Annotated in this window: 16 protein-coding genes; 12 read left to right on the top strand and 4 right to left on the bottom strand. The window is 73.4% G+C overall.

Translation table 11 applies throughout. From position 1 onward, the window contains the following. Positions 1-47: 47 nt before the first annotated feature. The 3 genes from ACWGB8_RS05740 to ACWGB8_RS05730 are packed head-to-tail and all read right to left on the bottom strand — an operon-like array spanning position 48 to position 4,635. Positions 48-881, bottom strand: coding sequence for a phytanoyl-CoA dioxygenase family protein (locus ACWGB8_RS05740; RefSeq protein WP_452210605.1), 834 nt, complete (start codon positions 879-881; stop codon positions 48-50). Then, entirely contained in the window at positions 878-2,824 is a 1,947-nt protein-coding gene (locus ACWGB8_RS05735; protein ID WP_452210603.1) for a hypothetical protein, read from the bottom strand. Before ACWGB8_RS05735 ends, ACWGB8_RS05740 begins: the two co-directional genes overlap by 4 nt. Next, complete coding sequence (locus tag ACWGB8_RS05730) at positions 2,821-4,635, bottom strand: non-ribosomal peptide synthetase (protein ID WP_452210601.1); 1,815 nt, start codon at positions 4,633-4,635, stop codon at positions 2,821-2,823. Before ACWGB8_RS05730 ends, ACWGB8_RS05735 begins: the two co-directional genes overlap by 4 nt. A gap of 763 nt (positions 4,636-5,398) precedes the next feature. Between ACWGB8_RS05730 and ACWGB8_RS05725 the strand changes: the two genes are divergently transcribed. Continuing rightward, positions 5,399-6,733 (top strand): ATP-grasp domain-containing protein, encoded by a 1,335-nt coding sequence (locus ACWGB8_RS05725; RefSeq protein ID WP_452210599.1) that lies wholly within the window; start codon positions 5,399-5,401, stop codon positions 6,731-6,733. Positions 6,734-6,801: 68 nt separating this feature from the next. Further along, the gene (locus ACWGB8_RS05720) at positions 6,802-7,989 is read left to right on the top strand and encodes an argininosuccinate synthase-related protein (protein WP_452210597.1); all 1,188 of its coding nucleotides are present in this window, start codon (positions 6,802-6,804) and stop codon (positions 7,987-7,989) included. A gap of 86 nt (positions 7,990-8,075) precedes the next feature. Here ACWGB8_RS05720 and ACWGB8_RS05715 read toward each other — a convergent pair whose 3' ends face one another. After that, on the bottom strand, positions 8,076-9,011 hold the full coding sequence (locus ACWGB8_RS05715; protein WP_452210595.1) for an ROK family protein: 936 nt from the start codon (positions 9,009-9,011) through the stop codon (positions 8,076-8,078). Positions 9,012-9,148: 137 nt separating this feature from the next. Here ACWGB8_RS05715 and dcd point away from each other — a divergent pair, with 137 nt between their 5' ends. The 10 genes from dcd to ACWGB8_RS05665 all read left to right on the top strand — a co-directional run bounded on the left by dcd (position 9,149) and on the right by ACWGB8_RS05665 (position 17,334). Beyond that, positions 9,149-9,676 carry a dCTP deaminase gene (dcd, locus tag ACWGB8_RS05710; RefSeq protein ID WP_452210593.1) on the top strand — a complete coding sequence of 176 codons (528 nt, stop codon included), beginning with the start codon at positions 9,149-9,151 and terminating at the stop codon, positions 9,674-9,676. After that, positions 9,673-10,197: a dCTP deaminase gene (locus ACWGB8_RS05705; RefSeq protein WP_452210591.1), complete on the top strand. Its 525-nt coding sequence runs from the start codon at positions 9,673-9,675 to the stop codon at positions 10,195-10,197. Before dcd ends, ACWGB8_RS05705 begins: the two co-directional genes overlap by 4 nt. Further along, complete coding sequence (locus tag ACWGB8_RS05700; RefSeq protein ID WP_452210589.1) at positions 10,194-11,303, top strand: glycosyltransferase family 4 protein; 1,110 nt, start codon at positions 10,194-10,196, stop codon at positions 11,301-11,303. The genes ACWGB8_RS05705 and ACWGB8_RS05700 overlap by 4 nt, the downstream gene beginning before the upstream one ends. Before the next feature lie 48 nt (positions 11,304-11,351). Beyond that, a complete protein-coding gene (locus tag ACWGB8_RS05695; RefSeq protein ID WP_452210587.1) occupies positions 11,352-11,813 on the top strand; it encodes an HIT family protein in 462 nt (153 codons plus the stop codon). Between the two features lie 109 nt (positions 11,814-11,922). Further along, positions 11,923-13,197: an MFS transporter gene (locus ACWGB8_RS05690; RefSeq protein ID WP_452210586.1), complete on the top strand. Its 1,275-nt coding sequence runs from the start codon at positions 11,923-11,925 to the stop codon at positions 13,195-13,197. A 47-nt stretch (positions 13,198-13,244) separates the two neighbouring features. After that, positions 13,245-13,415, top strand: a complete 171-nt coding sequence (locus ACWGB8_RS05685) for a hypothetical protein (RefSeq protein WP_452210584.1) — start codon at positions 13,245-13,247, stop codon at positions 13,413-13,415. Positions 13,416-13,490: 75 nt separating this feature from the next. Continuing rightward, the gene (locus ACWGB8_RS05680; protein WP_452210582.1) at positions 13,491-14,831 is read left to right on the top strand and encodes a hypothetical protein; all 1,341 of its coding nucleotides are present in this window, start codon (positions 13,491-13,493) and stop codon (positions 14,829-14,831) included. Positions 14,832-14,941: 110 nt separating this feature from the next. Then, positions 14,942-15,922 carry a DUF1996 domain-containing protein gene (locus ACWGB8_RS05675; RefSeq protein ID WP_452210580.1) on the top strand — a complete coding sequence of 327 codons (981 nt, stop codon included), beginning with the start codon at positions 14,942-14,944 and terminating at the stop codon, positions 15,920-15,922. A 114-nt stretch (positions 15,923-16,036) separates the two neighbouring features. Continuing rightward, positions 16,037-16,615: a sigma-70 family RNA polymerase sigma factor gene (locus ACWGB8_RS05670; protein ID WP_452210578.1), complete on the top strand. Its 579-nt coding sequence runs from the start codon at positions 16,037-16,039 to the stop codon at positions 16,613-16,615. Next, complete coding sequence (locus tag ACWGB8_RS05665) at positions 16,612-17,334, top strand: zf-HC2 domain-containing protein (RefSeq protein ID WP_452210576.1); 723 nt, start codon at positions 16,612-16,614, stop codon at positions 17,332-17,334. The genes ACWGB8_RS05670 and ACWGB8_RS05665 overlap by 4 nt, the downstream gene beginning before the upstream one ends. Positions 17,335-17,344 lie beyond the last annotated feature (10 nt).

The following is a 17,344-nucleotide window of genomic DNA, read 5'->3' as shown; positions in this document are numbered from 1 at the left end:
GGGGCGTACGGGTGGCGGAGCGGTGCGGTGCGGGGACCGGCCCGCGGCTACCAGGGGTCGACGCCGAGCAGCCGGCGGCCGAGCGGTGTCATCGCGGCGAGCTGCAGGTCGTTGTAGGAGTGGCCGGACGGCAGGTCGCCCGGGCGGGCGCCGGACTCCCAGGGCTGGTCGTCCCGCGCGTAGCGGAAGAACTGCGCGACCCGCGCCTCGGGCCTCCGGTTGTGCGAGGCCGCGTGCGGCATCAGGTGGTGGGTCAGCACGAAGTCGCCGGCCCTCCCGGTGACCTCCACCGTGCGCAGGTGCGGAATGGTGCGCCACTTGTCGTGCAGCTGCCGTCCGCGCGGGACGGCCCTGGCCTCTTCCTCGACGATGCGGTGGCCCCCGGGGACGACGTGGATGCCGCCGCCGCCCGGTGCCACGTCCGTGAAGTAGTAGCAGCCGCCGATCTCGACCTCCTCGGCGGTGAAGAGGAACTCGTCCACGTCCTCGGGCACCGCCGGGTCGATGTGCACGTCCTGGCTCAGCTCGGTCGGGTGCGGGGTGTCGTTGCGCAGGGTGATGGCGACCGAGCCGTCCCGCACGAGCAGCCGCCGGTGCCCGAGCAGCTGCACCGCCACTTCGTAGAGCCGCTCGTTCTGGTGGAGCGGGATGAACTCCGGGCCGTCGAAGGTCTGGTTGCCGGGGGTGTTGAAGGGCTTGTAGCGGCCGTCGTACGCCTCCCAGTGCTCCGGGATGCGCAGGTCGCGCGGGAGCAGGTCCAGGATCAGGCCGGCGTAGTGGCGGGCCTGCGCTTCGGTCAGGACGCCGCGGACGAGCAGGTAGCCGTCCCGCCAGAAGGTGTCGATCTCCTCCTGCGACAGGACGTGGGGCGTCGGGGTCATCGCTGCTCCAGGGTTCGCTCGGTCGGGTGGGTCGTGGCGCCGGCCCGGTGCAACTCCCGGGCCAGGGTCCGCAGGGTGGTCGTCCCGCTGACCCGGGCGAAGTCCGGCGGGAGGTATCCGCGGCGGCGGAGCAGGTCCGCGAACTCCGGGTAGCGCTCCAGCGCTCCGCCGGCCCGCAGGTAGCAGAGGTCGAGGTCGGGCTCCGCGACGATGGCGGACTCCGCCAGCACGCTCCGGAGGTCGAGCTCGGCCTGGGTGGTCGCGGGCCGGGCATGGATCGTCCGGCCGTCCCCGTGGCGGCCGTCGGTGCCGCGGCACTCCGACGGGCTGCCGGGGAGGAGGTCGTAGTGGTCCGGGACGGCCAGGAGCTCGCCGCTGTCCACGGCCCGTAGCAGCGCCTCGCGGAGGTCGAGCGGCGTCGGCGCGCCCTGTTCCGCGACGGTGACGCGGGCGGTCAGCCGGGGCGCGGCGGGCCGATCGCCGTCGGTGAGGAGCACCTCGGCCCGCTCCACACCGTCGATGCGCAGCAGCCGCGCCTCGATCGCCGCCAGGTCGGCCCAGTGGCCGTCGACCCGCTGCTCGTGCGGGCCGCGCGGCAGCCGGTTCAGCCCCACCGCTGCGGCGGCCCCGGATGCCGTGCAGTCCTGGCCGTCGGCGATCCGGGTGAGGACGAGCACGATGCCGCGCAGCAGTGCCGCGCACTGGTCCGGCGCCAGGACCTGCGAGTCCCCGTGGACGGACAGCCGGGCGGTGCGGGGGTCGGACCAGCGCACCGACAGGCTGGCCCCGTACTCGTAGGAGACCTCGTCGGTGGGTGCCCAGGTGGGCTCCCGTTCGGGTGCGGCGGGGGCGCCGTCGGCGCCGATCAGCTCGGTCCAGCCCTGCGGTGGCGGGATGAAGTTGAAGGCGAGGTCGGTGGAGAGGCAGACGCCGCGGCGGTGCTGGGCGAGGACGCGTTCGTGGAGGAGGTCGAAGGGGTCGTAGCGACCGTGGACGGGGTGTCCGGCGACCAGCGCCTGCTGGGCCTCGGCCGCGGCGGCGAGCAGGCTGCGGTCCCGGCGCCGCAGGGCGACGGGGGTGCGCTGCGCGGTGGCGGACAGCACTCGGCGCAGCTCGGCGTTGTGGCGGTTGTCCAGCGACACGTTGACCGTGCAGGCGTCCGAGTCGGCGCGCCGGCAGAGCAGTTGGGCGAAGGCCGCGAGGATCACGGCCGAGGGCAGCAGTCCGGCGCCGGACATGATGCGGGCGAGGATCGTGTCGGCGCCGGCCAGCGGGAGCGCGCACCGGTAGTAGCGTCCCTCGGGCCTTTCGCCGGGCGGGCACGCGGGGTGCAGGCGCGGTGGAGCGTCGGCGAAGTGCCGTCGCAGGTGGTCGCGGGCCCGGTCGCGTTCCGTGCGGCCCGGTGGCCCGGTCTCGATCCGGGCGAAGTCGGCGGGCTGGAGGCCGGGGCCGCCGGGGAGGGCGTCGGCGGCGGCCGGTGCGTGGGGGTCGGCCAGGATCGCGGCGGCCGTGCGGTCCAGGACCCCGTGGAAGCCGGCGTCGACGGCGACGTTGTCGGCGACCATGGCGAGCCAGCGCCGGCTGCCGTCCCGTACGAGGTGGTGGCGGACCAGGAAGCGGCCGGTCCGGCCGTGGTCCTCGGCGGTGAACCGCTCGACCAGGCCGGCCAGGTGCTGCCGGGCGGTGGAACCGGACAGTACGTCCCCGGCCTGTACGGGTGCGCCCTCGGGGTGCACCTGCTGGCGCAGTTCGCCGTCCACGACCGCGAGGGTGGTGCGCAGGATCTCGAAGCGCCGTTCCAGGTCCCGCACGAGGTGCCGGGCGGCGGTCAGGTCGGTGTCGTCGGGGAGCGGCAGGAGGCCTTCGGCGAGCCCCTTCTCCAGGTGGTGCTGGAACTTCTGCGCCCTCGTCATGGGTGCGGTCGTCCGGGTGTCGGCGCTCATCGGGGCCGGCCTTCCGTGGCGGGCTCGGCGCAGTGCGCGGCGAGGCGGCGGACCGTCGGGTGCGCGAAGACGTCGCGCACGCCGATCGGCGTGCCGGCGGTGGTGGTGGCTGCTGCGGCGAGCCGGACGGCCGAGACGGAGTCGCCGCCCAGGGCGAAGAAGTCGTCGTCGATGCCGACCTCGGCGGCGCCGAGCAGGTCGGCCCAGAGCGCGGTGAGGGCGGTTTCGAGGGCGGTGCGGGGGTCGACCGGGGCGTCCAGGTCGAGGCTGCGTTCCTCGGCCGGTGCGGGCAGCCTCGCCACGTCGATCTTGAGGTTGGGGGTGAGGGGGAGGGCCGCGACGACGGTGACGGTGGCGGGGTGCTGGTGGCGGGGAAGCGTGTCGGCGACCAGTCGGCGCAGCTCGGTGACCAGTCGGCGGTCGTCGTCGCACACGGTGGGGACGATGTAGGCGTCGAGCCGTTTGTCGCCGGTGCCGTCCTCCGCGGCCACCACGACGGCGTCGGCCACCCCCGGGTGCCCGCAGAGCGCCGTCTCGATCTCGCCCGGTTCGATGCGGTAGCCGCGGACCTTGATCTGCCGGTCCAGTCGGCCCAGGAACCGCAGGGCGCCGTCGGAGCCGCGCCGGACGAGGTCGCCGGTACGGTACAGCAGGGAGCCGGCGGGGTCGGAGTCGTCGCGGACGAAGCGTTCGGCGGTGAGGTCGGGACGGTTGAGGTAGCCGCGGGTGACGCCGCGTCCGCCGATGTACAGCTCACCTGCTTCCCCGTCGGGGACGGGTTCGCCGTCCGGATCGAGGATGCGGATCCGGGCTCCGGTGATCGGCCGGCCGATCGGGATCGTCGTCCCGCCGTCGCCCTGCGCCCGGACGTCGTGGAAGGTAGCGAAGCCGGTGGTCTCGGTGGGCCCGTACAGGTGGACGAGTTCCCCGGCGAAGGCCTCCCGCGCGGTGTCCGCGAGGTGCGAGCGGACGGAGTCGCCGCCGAACAGCAGGGTGCGCACGCCGCCGAGGACCGCGAAGTGCGCGGGTTCCAGCAGGCGGAACACCGGGCTGGTCAGGTGCAGGACCGTGACGCCGTCGCGGCGGATCCGTTCGCACAGACCCGCCGGGTCGTCCCCGCCGTGGCCGAGGACGACGCAGGTCGCACCGCTGACCAGCGGTCCCCAGATCTCGAAGGTGGAGGCGTCGAAGGACAGCGTGGCCAGGGCGGCGACCCGGTCGTCGGGGCGGAGAGCGGCGTAGTCCTGTCCGGTGACCAGGTTCACCACGCCCTCGTGCGGGACGAGGACGCCCTTCGGCGTGCCGGTGGAGCCGGAGGTGTAGACGATGTGGGCGAGGTCGGGTCGGCCGTCGTCCGGTGCGCCGTCGGCGGGGCGGGGCTCGGGTTCGGTGCCGGCCGCGTCCAGCAGGACGACGGCCGCCCGGTGAGGTGGCAGGGCTGCGGCCGGCCGGCGCTGGGCGACGATCACCGGGACGGCGCTGTCGCGGAGGATGAACTCCAGCCGCTGGGTGGGGTATCCGGGGTCGATCGGGACGTACGCGCCGCCCGCCTTGAGGATGGCGAGCAGTCCGACGATCATCGCCGCGGAGCGCTCGACGCAGATCCCCACGGGCGTGCCGGGGCCGACGCCGAGTTCGCGCAGCCGCCAGGCCAGCCGGTTGGCCCGGGCGTTCAGTCGGCCGTAGGTGAGCGTCTCGTCGTCGGCGACGACGGCCGTCCGGTCGGGGGTCCGCTCCGCGTGGCGCTCTACGAGGGCGTGGAGCGTGGGTGACGTGCCGGATGCGTCCGGCCCGTCGATGCGTTGGTTCACTGACTGACTCCGTCTTCTCGTGCGGCGAGCGGGGGTCGGCGGCCGGGGCGCCGGAGGAGCTGGGCGGTCGCACCCGACCCGCGCGGGGGTACCGCGAACACCCGCGGTTCGTACGGAACGGTGAGGTCCGGGCGGTATCGGCCAGGGGCCGATCCGTGATTTCCGGCGGCCCTGAATTACGCGCCGGGCCCATCACTCAGGTGGCTGCTGCCCGATCGGCGCCGAAAAGCCCGGGGCGCCGGCAGAATTCGAGGCCCGCTGATTCGGGGCCCGGTGGCAGAACTCCAAGGAAAGTAAACGATCAACCGTCCGCCCCGCAACCCTCGCCCGGCCGGGCGGGAACAATGCGGCGTTTTGTCCGACCGGTCGGCGGCGGTGCGCGGTCGGCGGGCAGCCCTCCGGCCGACCGGCCGGCAGGGAGCGGGGCCGACGGATCCGGGCCTGTCGGCAGGCTTCCGGCCTTGTCTCTCCCAGGTCAAACCGGACCAGAAGGGCATCGATCACCCCGCCGGGCGACTGCCACGTGAAATGTGCCATTGCATAACGAGGGTCGTTCGGTGACTATGGATCAAGTGCCGCGTCGCCACGGACGTTTCGATGCCAAACGGGGGCTTGCATGTCTGCTGCGGCGCGCGACGGGGGCCGGTGACCATTTCCGCGGCCTCGCCGCGCGCTATTCCTGATGCTCTCGTACCGGGCCGACCCTGACGTCCGCCGCCGGTATGTCCGGGACCGATTCCCCTCGCAGACAAAAGGAATACCCATGTCACAGAACCAGCCGTCGGCGCTGATCATCGGCGCCGACCCCTATTTGATACGGGCCTGCCTCCGCAACGGCATCACACCCGTCGTGGTGCACGGGCCGGGCGTGCACGACTGGGGGTTCATCCGGATTCCGGACGGGGTCGAGACCGTCTTCGCCGAGGACACCTCCAGCGTGGAGAGCGTCCTGTTCGGCCTGCACCGGGCCGGCCTCGCCGACCGTGCGTACCGGTTCGTCCACACCGGGGACGAGATGGCCCTCGTCACCGTCGCCGCCCTCGGAAGCGTCCTGGACGCCCCCGTCGCGGTGGAGGCGGACGTCGCCGTCCGCTTCCGGGACAAGTGGCTGCAGAAGCAGACGCTCGCCGCCGCCGGCATCGAGGTCGCGGCGTCCCGGCTGATCGAGGACATCCACCACCTCGACCCGGCCACCGTCGAGGACTTCGACCGTGCCGTCCTCAAACCGGTCGCCGGCGCCGGGACGAAGAACACCTCCGTCGTCGAGGGCCGGGCCGCACTGATCACCAGGTGCGCCGAACTCCGCGACCGGGGCGTGCCCCAACGCACCTTCGTCCTGGAGGAGTTCGTCCCCGGTGACGAGTGGATCGTCGACGGGGTGGTCCACGACGGGGAACTGCGGTTCTTCAGCGTGAGCACCTACGGCGAGCCCTGTCTGAGCACCGTGGACGAGAACCGGGCACTGCGGGTCGAGGTACTCGACCCGGACCAGGACGCCGCCGCCTACCGGCTCGCACGCTCCGTCGCCGAACCGGCCCTGCGCGCCCTCGGCCTGCGGCGCGGCACCTTCCACATGGAACTCTTCCACCAGAGCGACACCGGGCGGCTGGTGTTCGGCGAATGCGCCGCGCGGACCGGCGGGCTCCTCCAACCCGAGCTGGTGGAAGCCAAGTTCGGCGTCGACCTGGCGGTGGCCGGGATCCGCTGCGCCGCCGGGACCGACCCCCGGGTCGAGCCGTCCGTACGGCCCGGCACGGTGGGGTCCACCTACCTCAACAACCGTCCCGGCATCCTGGTCGGCTACCCGACCCCGGCCGAGGTCCGCGCCCTGCCCGGCGTCGAGTACCTGCGGCTGGAACTCCCCTACGGCTTCCGCATGGCCGATGCGCTCGGGAGCACCACCGAGGCCGTCGGCCAGGTCGTGCTCCACGGCCGGACCCGCGAGGAGTTCCGCGACCGGCGCGACTCACTGGCCCGGTGGTTCGACGAACGCCTGATCGTCGTCCCCGCGCACGCGAGCTACCCGGAGCTCCGCCGGTGGCAGCAGGAGCACTGGCCGGAATCCGTCTCCACCTTCGGCACGTACGCGGACGACTGATCGGGCCCGGCCCGCGACCGGCCACCGGTGCCCGATCCGACCTCCCCCAGAGCCCCTCAAGGACCAACATGCGAAGCCGCCGGATACGCTCGTTCCGTCAGCTCTCCCCCGGAACGATCCCCGCGCAGGCCCCCGTCGTCACCCTCTTCAGCGGGGGACTCGACAGCAGCTACCTCCTGCTGCGGCTGAAGAACGCCGGATTCCGGGACGTCCACGCCCTGAGCGTGGACCTCGGCGAGGACGAGAGCACCGCGCACAAGCAGCGGATCGCCGCCGAACTCGGCGTCCGCCTGCACGTCATCGACGGCCGCGAGACCTTCGCCGACGAGTTCGTCCGACCCGCCATCGCAGGCCAGGCGGTCTACCTCGGCGCCCACCCGGTCAGCTCCACCCTCAGCCGCCCGCTGATCGCACGGTGCGCCGTCGAGCTGGCGCACCGGCTCGGCGCGAGCGCCGTCCTGCACACCGCGAACCGCTCCCAGAACACCCTGCGCCGGCTCAACGGCGCCCTGGAGCTGCTGGGCTTCGACGGCGCCCACGGCAGCCCGTACGACCTCGACCCGGTGGACCGCGGGGTCAAGATCCAGGAGCTCAAGGAGGCCGGGCTCGCCGAACTGAGCGAGCGGGTCGTCAGCGGCGACTCCAACCTGTGGTGCCGCGAGTTCGAATCGGGGATCCTGGACGACCCCGAGCAGCACGCGGTGCCGGAGCACCTGTTCCGCTGGAGCGCCCGCCGGCCGGAGGCCGTCGAGGACGGCATCGAGGTGCGGTTCGCGGCCGGCACCCCCGTGGCGGTCGACGGCGAGGAACTCCCCCTGGTCCGCCTGATCGCCGAACTCAACCGGCGGGTGGGCGCCTTCGGCCTCGGCCGGTACAGCGGCCTGGAGCACCTCGGGGGCGGCGAGAAGGTACTGGAGGTCCGCGAGATGCCGGCGGCCTGGCTGCTGCTGCGCAGCTACCGGCACCTGGAGTCGGCCGTGCTCTCGGCGGAGACCATCCGGGAGAAGATGCACCTCGAACAGCTGTGGGTCCGGGAGGCCCTGGAAGGCCGCTGGTTCGGCGAACTCCGCTCGGCCGTGCAGTCGTTCATCGACGTCTGCGCCCGGCCGGTGAGCGGCTCCGTGCGCTGGCGGCTGACGCCGGGCGGCGCCGAGACCCGCTCCATCGTGGCGGACCGGCCGCTCTACCTCCGCGACCGGGAGAGTTGGGAGCACCGGTCCGTCCGGGCGGAACTCGCCGCCGTGGACGGTGCCTGATGGTCCGCCACGGGAGCGGACCGGACCGGACGGCGTCCCGCAGGCCGACTGCGGCCGGCGGGACGCCGGGGCCGGGGCCCGGGGCCTCAGCCCGGTGGCCGGCGGCCGTCCAACAGGTCCACGGCCAGCAGGCCCGACCCCAGGCAGCCCGCCTCCCCGCCGAGCGCGGCGGGGACGATGTCCGGCGCCTCCTCGAAGGTGACGCGGCTTGCGACCGCCTCCCGCAGCGGCGCCAGAAGCGTGTCACCGGCCTCGGCCAACCCACCGCCGACGACCACGGTCCGCGGATCGAACAGCGTCACCGCGGTGAGCAGCCCGTCGGCGAGCGCGGCCACGGCCTCGTCCCAGACCGCCCGGGCACGGGCGTCCCCTCCCCCGAGGGCGCGGGCACAGTCGGCGGCGTCCGCGTCCGGCCGCCCGCAGGCGGCGGCCCAGGCGCGCCCGACGGCGGACGCCGACGCGTACTGCTCCAGGCAGCCCTGGCGGCGGCAGGCGCAGCGCCTTCCGCCGGGCCGGACGACGATGTGGCCGATCTCGCCCGCGAGACCGTGCGCGCCCTCGTCGATGTGCCCGTCCCGGCCGATCGCGCCCGCGATGCCGGTGCCCAGGGCGAGGAACAGGAAGCGGTCGGCGCCCCGGGCGGCGCCGAGCCGGCTCTCGGCGAGCCCGCCCGCCCGCACGTCGTGCCCGAGCACGACCGGCGTGCCGCCGAGGAGTTCGGACAGCAGAGCACCCAGCGGGACATCGCGCCAGCCGAGGTTCGCCGCGTAGACCGCGATGCCGGCGGCGGTATCGACGATGCCGGGTACCACCACGCCGACCGCCGCCGCAGGCTCGCCGAGGAGGCGTTCTCCGTGGCTGCGGAGGTCGGCCGCGAGGTCGAGGACCGACGCCACGACGGCGTCCGGACCGCTCTCGCGGCGGGTCTCGCGGTGGACCCGGTACAGCACGTCGCCGTCGGTGCCGATCAGGGCCGCTTTCATTCCGGTGCCGCCCACGTCGAGGGCCATGACATGTTTCACGGAGGACGATCTCACCTGGGAAGAATTCACGGGGGACGATCCTGGCGCATTGCCGGCCGAATGACAACCGTCCCCGGATATTCCGCGGAGGTCCTCCCTCCGACTTCTCGAAACCATCGGAAAGGCGGGTGTGTCTGGTGATCCTGACGGGACCAGAAATCATCGAATCCGCGCGGGACGGCAGGATCTCCATATCGCCGTTCAATCGGGACCAGGTGAATCCGAACAGCTACAACGTGTGCCTCGGGGAAACCCTCGTCACGTACACCGACGAGGTCATCGACGCGTACCGGCCCAACTCCACGGACGTCACCAAGATGGATGCGGACGGCTTCGTGCTGCGGCCCGACGAGCTCTACCTCGGGCACACGGTGGAGGAGGTCGGCTCGGACGCCTTCGTCCCGCTGCTGTTCGGGCGGTCGTCGGTCGGCCGCCTCGGGCTCTTCGTCGAGATCACCGCCCCGATCGGCGACATCGGATTCCACGGGCAGTGGACCCTCATGCTCTCGCCGGTCCGCCCGCTGCGGGTCTACCCGGGCATGAAAATCGGGCAGATCATGTTCTTCGACACGCTCGGCGACATCGAACCCTATTCCGGGAAGTACCAGGGGGCGGTCGGCCCCCAGGAATCACGCTACTGGCGGGACAAGTTGGGGCAGCTGTGATCCTCACGCGCAACGAGATCGCCCGGGCGGTGGCGTCCGGCGACATCGCGATCGAGCCGTTCGACTCCCGCCGGCTGTCACCGAACGCGTACGACTGGCGCCTCGGCGACACCATCCGGATCTGCGATTCGGATCTCGACGCGGCGCATTCCACGGAATTCGTCGAGCACGTCATTCCACCGGAGGGCATGGTGCTCGTGCCGGGCGTCCTCTACCTCGGCGTCACCCACGAGCGCACCCGCTCGGAACGCTTCGCGCAGATGATCAACGGCGACCGCACGGTGGGCGCGCTCGGCATCTGGGTGCACGTCTCCGCCCCGCTCGGCCACGTGGGCCACGCGATCCGGTGGACCCTGGAGATCCGGGTGGCCCGCCCGGTGCGGGTCTACCCGGGCATGACGTTCGGAAAGATCATCTTCCTCAAGACCCTCGGAGCCGAGGCCAGTTACCAGAGCATGGGCCGGAAGTACACCCGGACCAGCGGCATCGACACCTCACGGCTGTACGAGGAGCTCGCGTGAACATCCTCACCGGGATCGACCTTCCCCCCGACAGCCCCGGCGGCAGTGTGGAGCTGCTGCGCGACCTCTACGGCGGAGCGCACCCGCTCGTCCGGGCCGACGTCTTCATGATCGCCCCGAACAGGACGGACGGGACCGGAACCGCATCCGGCACACCGGCGGACGGCGACCCCGTCCTGCTGCCGGTGGCGGGCAAGACCGTGGCGGGCGCCGACTTCTGGTCCTACGTCGACCGGCTGGGCACCGCCCTGCGGGACCGCTTCGCCGCGACCGACCCCGACGTGCTGCACCTGCACCACCTGGCGTTCGGCGCGACGGCCGCACTGCGGCGGACCTTCCCCGACCGGCCGGCGATCGCCCTGGTGCACGGCACCGACCTGCTGTTCGCCGCCGACCACCCCACCCAGGCCGAGGTGCTGCGGGAGACGGCCGCCTCGGTCGACGCGATCGTCGTCCCCACCACGGCGATGGGCGAGCGGCTGCGACGGCTCGCCCCCGTCCCGTCGGAGCGCATCGTCCACATCCCCTGGGGCGTCCCCGACCGGCTGCTCGCCGACGGCGGCCGACCGGTCGACCGCACCGGCCGCCGCCCCGGCACCCTGCGGGTGCTCTACGCCGGCCGGCTGACGGCGGAGAAGGCCGACCCAGGCCTCCTCACAGCCGTGGCCGCGCTCGACGGCGTCGACCTCTCCGTCGCGGCGCCCGGCGCCGAGTTCGCCGCGCTGGCCGAACGGACCGACCTGACCCGCGTACGCCACCTCGGCTGGCTGTCCCGTGAGGAGCTGTGGCAGGAGTTCGGCCGACACGATCTGCTGATGGTCCCCTCGCTCCGCCTGGAGGCGTTCGGCCTGGTGACCGTCGAGGCCCAGGCATGCGGGCTGCCGGTCGCCTACCAGCCCGTGCCGGGCCTGGTCGAGGTCCTGGGTGACTCCGCGCTCCCGCTCGACTTCGGGGACGTCGGCGCGCTGGCCGGCCGGTTCGAGGAGTTGCGGGCCGCGCCTGAGTTGCTGGACGACCTGGCCACCGCCGGCCTCGCCAACAGCCGCCGCTACCCCCTGTCACGGACGGCACGCGAACTCGTCGCGCTGTCGCGCAGCGTCCGGTGACGACCCGCACCCCGCTCCCCGCACCCACCTCGTCCACCGGAGGCGACCATGGATGACCGTCCGACGCACGGGACCTGCGTCTTCTGCGCCATCGTCGGGGGCCGGCAGCCCGCCGCAGTCGTCTACGAGGACGAGCTGACCGTGGCGTTCCTCGACATCACCGCGGTCAAGGACGGCCACACGCTGGTCATCCCCCGCCGACACGCCGCGGACCTCTGGGAGATCACCGCGGAGGACGCCGCCGCGGTGATGGCCACGGTCCACCGAATGGCCGCGCGCATCCGCGACGTCCTGGCACCGGACGGCCTGACGCTGTTCCAGGCGAACCGCGACGCGGGCTGGCAGGACGTCTTCCACCTGCACGTGCACCTGGTCCCCCGCACCTCCGGGGACCACCTCCACCGACCGTGGCAGGCGACCCCGGTGCCCCTGGAGCAGCTCGAGCCGACCCGCGCCCGCCTGCTGGTGCCGGCCGACCGGCCGCTCGACGGCACCCCGGACGGGCCGTGACAGGCCACGGTGGGTGACCCCGCCTCCCCGTCCGACACCGCAACCCCACCACAGAACAGCACCGCGGAACCGCAGGGCCGCGGCCGTACCGCCAGCAGAAGGGCACCACGTGCGCACCGATCTGTCCGTCCTCCGGGATCGTCCCTTCCTGCTGCTGTTCTCCGCACGGTCCGTCTCCCTGCTCGGCGACGCGATCGCCCCGGTCGCCCTGGCGTTCGCCGTCCTCGGCATGCCGGACGGATCGGGCTCGACCCTCGGGTTCGTCGCCGCCGCGCGGGTGGCGGCACAGGTGGCGTTCCTGCTGTACGGCGGCGTGCTGGCCGACCGGCTGCCCCGGCACCGGGTGATGATCGCGGCCGAGCTGATCGCCGGACTGGCCCAGGGCGCCATCGCCGTCCTGGTCCTGAGCGGCTCCGCCGCGACGGCCGCTCTGATCGCGCTGTCGCTGATCGGCGGGGCCGCCTCCGCCCTGTTCACCCCCGCCTCCCGGTCCGTGACCGTCCAGCTGGTGCCGATCGGGAAGCTCCAGTCCGCCAACGCACTCGTCCAACTGTCGATGAACATCGGCAGCATCGGCGGCGCGGCACTGGCCGGGCTGCTGGTCGCGCTGGTCGGGCCCGGTTGGGCGCTCCTGGTGGACGCGGCGACGTTCCTGCTGTCCGCAGCCCTGCTCACGGGCGTCCGGCCGCCCGCCCGGAGTGACGGCCCGGCGCCTGCCGCCGCGGCCGCCACCGAGTCGGCCCTCGCTCAACTGAAACTCGGATGGCGGGAGTTCACCGCGCGCTCGTGGGTCTGGGTGAGCGTCGCGCACCTCGCCCTGGTGAACGTGTGCCTCGGCGCCGGCTTCCTCGTGCTCGGCCCGGTCGCCGCGGAACGGCACCTCGGCGGCGCCCTCGCCTGGGCCGCCGTGCTCACCGCCCAGGCCGTCGGATTCGTGGCGGGGAGCCTGCTCGCCCTGCGGATCCGGCCCGCCAGGCCGGCGCGCGCCGCGGTGCTCCTCACCCTGGGCATCGTGCCCTCCCTGGCAGCCCTGGCCGGCAACGCCCCGGTCGCGGTCACCGCCGCCGCGATGCTCGTCACCGGCGCGTGCATCAGCCTCAACGACGTCGCCTTCCTCACCGCCCTCCAGACCCACCTCCCGGAGCAGTCGCTGTCCCGGGTGATGTCCTACGACGCCTTCGGCTCGTTCGTCTTCATCCCGCTCGGCCTGGCGACGGCCACGCCGATCGCGGACCGGATCGGCCTCGGCCCCGCCTTCGCCGGCGCCGCCTGCCTGATCGCCGTATCGGCTCTCGGCACGCTGGCCGTGCCCGGCATCAGGAACCTCCGCGACGAACCGCAGCCCGCCCACCCGCCGACACCGCAGCCGAGCACCGCCCCATGACGCGAACCCGAACACCCGAGCCGACGAACAGCAGCAGGGAGACCCGCATGCACGACCGCACCCCCGCCCCGACACCGGTCCCGCCGGCCGCGGACCCGCAGCCCGGATCGCTCCGCGAGACCTTCACCGCGATCCACGGGGCGCGCGTCGAGCACCGGTTCACCGACAATCCGATCGGCGTCCGGCGCATCGCCGACCTCACGGGCCCGAACGCCTAGGCCGGACAGGTCCCAGCAGCCGGTCCGCGTCCGCCACCCGCCGACCACCACCCCACCCTCGCAAAGGAGACCCCGTTGTCCCAGGACCGCCCCTCCGCCCTGCTCGTCGGCACCGACCAGTACGCGATGCGCGCGTGCCTCAGGAACGGCATCACCCCGTACGTCGTACACGGCCCGCATCTGAACGACTGGGGCTACATGGCTCTCCCGGAAGGCTCGGTGGGCATCTTCGCCGAGGACCCGGCCAGCATCGAGAGCATCCTCTTCGGCATCCGCCGGCTGCCGGCCTCCGAACGGAACTTCCGCTTCGTCCAGACCTCCGACGAGGAGGCGCTCGTCACCGTCGCGGCACTCGCCCGGGTGCTGGGCCTGCCGACCGCCGTGAACACGGACATCGCCCCGCAGTTCCGCGACAAGTCGCTGCAGAAGCGGATCGTCGCCGCAGCCGGTCTGGACGTCGGCACGACCCTGCTGCTGGAGGACATCCACCACCTCGACCCCTCCCGCATCCCAGAGTTCGACCGGGCGGTCCTCAAGCCGGTCGCCGGGGCCGGCACCCGCAACACCTCGATCGTCCGGGGGATCGCCGGCCTGCTCGCCACCTGCGACGAGTACCGCCGCCGGGGCGTCCCGCAACGCACCTTCGTCCTGGAGGAGTTCACTCCGGGGAACGAGTGGATGGCCGACGGGATCGTCTTCGACGGGGAACTCCGCTTCCTCAGCGTCGGCACCTACCTGGAGCCGTGCCTGACCGCCGTCGACGCCGACCGGGTCCTCCAGCTGGAACGGTTCGACCCCACGGAGGACGCCGGCGCCTACGGTCTCGCCCGACCGGTCGTGACGGCGGCGCTCCGCGCGCTGGGCCTGGAGCGCGGCGTGTTCCACATGGAGCTGTTCCACCAGGAGGAGACCGGCCGGCTGATCTTCGGCGAGTGCGCCGCCCGTACCGGCGGCGGTCTGATCCACGAGTCGATCGAGTTCAAGTTCGGCGTGGACCTGGGCGAGGCCGCCATCGCCTGTGCCCAGGGCACCGACCCGAAGCCCGAGCCGACCGTCCGGCCGGAGCACGTCAGCACCGTCTTCCTCGCCAACCGGCCCGGCACCCTCGTCGGCTACCCCTCGCCGGCCGAGCTCCGGGCACTGCCCGGTGTCGAGCACGTGCGACTCGACCTGCCGTACGGCTTCCGCATGGGCGACTCCGTGCAGGACACCACCCAGGGCGTCGGGCAGGTCATGGTGAGCGGACGCACCCGCGAGGAACTCCGCAGCAGGCGCGACTTCGTGACCCGTTGGTTCGACGAGCGCCTGGTCGTCGTACCCGCCCACGCGAACCCTCCGGGCCTGCGCGACTGGCAACGGCGGAACTGGCCGGACACCGCCTCGCAGTTCCGCACGTACTCCGCCGACGGGCGGTGACGCCGGACCCTCCCGGCGGATCGTGCGAGAGCCGCACCCAGGGCGACCGCCCGCAGGCCGCCGCCGCCCCGGGTTGACGTGCCCGGGGCCGAGCGGAGACCGTGACCGGCATGGGGAGAGAACGTCAGCTGCTCGCCGGGCTCGCCTGCCTGGTCGCGGGCGGGGTGCTGACCGCGGTGCTGGCCGGCGCGTCCGGAGCGGGCGCGCCGCACGGCGGGGTGTCCGCCGGTGCCGTGGAGTACGTCGACATCCGCGAGGTGCCGCCCGCGACGGCCGGACCGGCCGCGGGTCCGGACGCCTCCACCGGCTCGGTCGCGGTCGACTGCGGCCGCAACGAGGAGGGGCACTACAACGAGGACAACCCGGTGGTCTCCCCCGGCCTGCGGGGCGGCGCCCACCACACCCACGCCTACGTGGGCAACCTGTCCACGGACGCCTTCTCGACCGACGAGAGCCTCGCCGCGGCGGCCACCAGTTGCCGCGACGGCGACCGCTCCGCCTACTACTGGCCGGTGCTGCGCCGCCCCGACCGGCCCGCCGTGCAGCCGTACGAGAAGGCCGCCGGGCACGGCAACAGCGGCGAGATCCTGCGACCGGCCGAGGTGCGGCTGGAGTTCCACGGCAACCCGGCCGGCAAGGTGGTGCCGATGCCGCGCTTCCTGCGCGCGGTGACCGGTGACGCCGTGGCGTACACCGCCGCCGACGACACGGACGTCCGGGCCCGCTGGGGCTGCGCCGGCCTGCCCGACCGGTTCACGACCCGCTACCCGCGCTGCCCGGAGGGCGACCGCCTCACCCGCACCCTGGTCTTCCCCAGCTGCTGGAACGGCCTGGACACGGCCGCTCCCGGAAGGACGCACCTGCGCTTCCCCGCGGCGAACGGGGTCTGCCCGCCGGGCACCTTCGCCGTGCCCGAACTGCGCATCACCCTGACGTACGCGGCCCTGCCCGCCGGCGCCCCGATCGCGTTGGACTCCTTCCCCGAGCAGCGGCACAGCGCCAGGACCGACCACGCGATGTTCGTCAACGTGATGACGGACCGCCGGATGGCGGCCGTCGTCGACTGTCTCAACAGCGGGCGCCGCTGCTGAGCGCATGCGGCTCCTGCCCGAGTCGTCCACCGAATCTCCGCGCCGCGCCGTGAACCGCGGGCGTCCGGGGCGCGTGTTGGACACGACGCAGGAGACGGACACGGAGCGGGTGAGATGGCCGGACCACAATGGCCCCGCAGCAGGCGGGGCTCGACCGACGAGGCGCTGATCAGGGCGGTGTACGAGGAACACGGCGGGGCACTGCTCGCCTACGCGACCCGGTTGACGGGTGACCGGGCCGCCGCCGAGGACGTCGTCCAGGAGACCCTGGTCCGCGCCTGGCGGCACTCGGACGCCCTGGTCAACGGAAAGGGCTCGGTGCGCGGCTGGCTGCTGACCGTGGCCCGCAACATCATCACCGACCGCCACCGGGCCAGGGTCGCGAGGCCGGCCGAGGTCGCCCAGTCCCCCGCCACGCACCCTGTCGAGGACGACCACGCCGACGCGGTCGTCGACACGATGGCCGTGCTGGGCGCCCTCGACCGCCTGTCCCCCGAGCACCGTGACGTCCTCACGGAGCTGTACTACCGCGGGCGCAGCGTGGCCGAGGCCGCCGAGCGGCTCGGCGTTCCGCAGGGCACGGTGAAGTCGCGCTCGCACTATGCGTTGAAGGCACTGCGCGAGACGTTCAGTGAAGAGAACCGGCCGAGCGTGCCGCAGCAGGGCGCCGGATTCAGGGAGGTGGTCGCATGAACCGGCAGCAGCACGAGGAGGAGGTCCTGCTCGGTCCGTACGTGCTCGGCGTACTCGACGGGGACGACGTCCGGCGCGTCGAGGAGCACCTGCCCGGGTGCGGGACCTGCCGGGAGGAGGTGGCGGCGTTGCGCGAGCTGGAGACGACGCTCGGGGAGGTGCCCCCGGAGGCGTTCATCGAGGGCCCGCCGCAGGGCGGCGACCTGCTGTTGCAGCGCACCCTGCGGCAGGTGCGCGGGGAGCGGGCGGGGGCGCTGCGCCGTCGCTCGGCCCTCACCGGGCTGGCGGTGGCCGCCGCCCTGGCCGGGGTGTTCTGGGCCGGTACCACGGTGTCGGGCGGCGGTGCGCCCGTGGCCCTGCCGCCTCCGTCGCCGGGGGTGACGACTCCTTCGCTCCCCCCGGCGGGCACCCGCGTGGCCTCGGCGGTCGATGACGCGAGTGGCTCCCGGATGACCGTACGGGTGACCCCGGCCGCCGGCTGGGTGCGGCTGAACGCGGCGGTGACCGGCCTGCCGCCGGGTGAGCGGTGCAGGCTGGTCGTGGTGGGCCGCGACGGCAGCCGGACGACGGCGGGCAGCTGGGTGGTCGGGGCGGGATCGCCGAGCGGTGAGGGCAAGGGCGCCTCGCTCGACGGCTCCGCCGCGGTCGATCCGGCCGAGGTGCAGGCCGTGGTGGTCGAGAACGAGGCGGGCCGACGGTTCGTCACGGTGCCCGTGTAGGGCGAGGTTG

This window comes from Kitasatospora sp. NPDC054939 (assembly GCF_053610105.1).
This window is presented reverse-complemented; position numbering and strand designations above follow the sequence as displayed.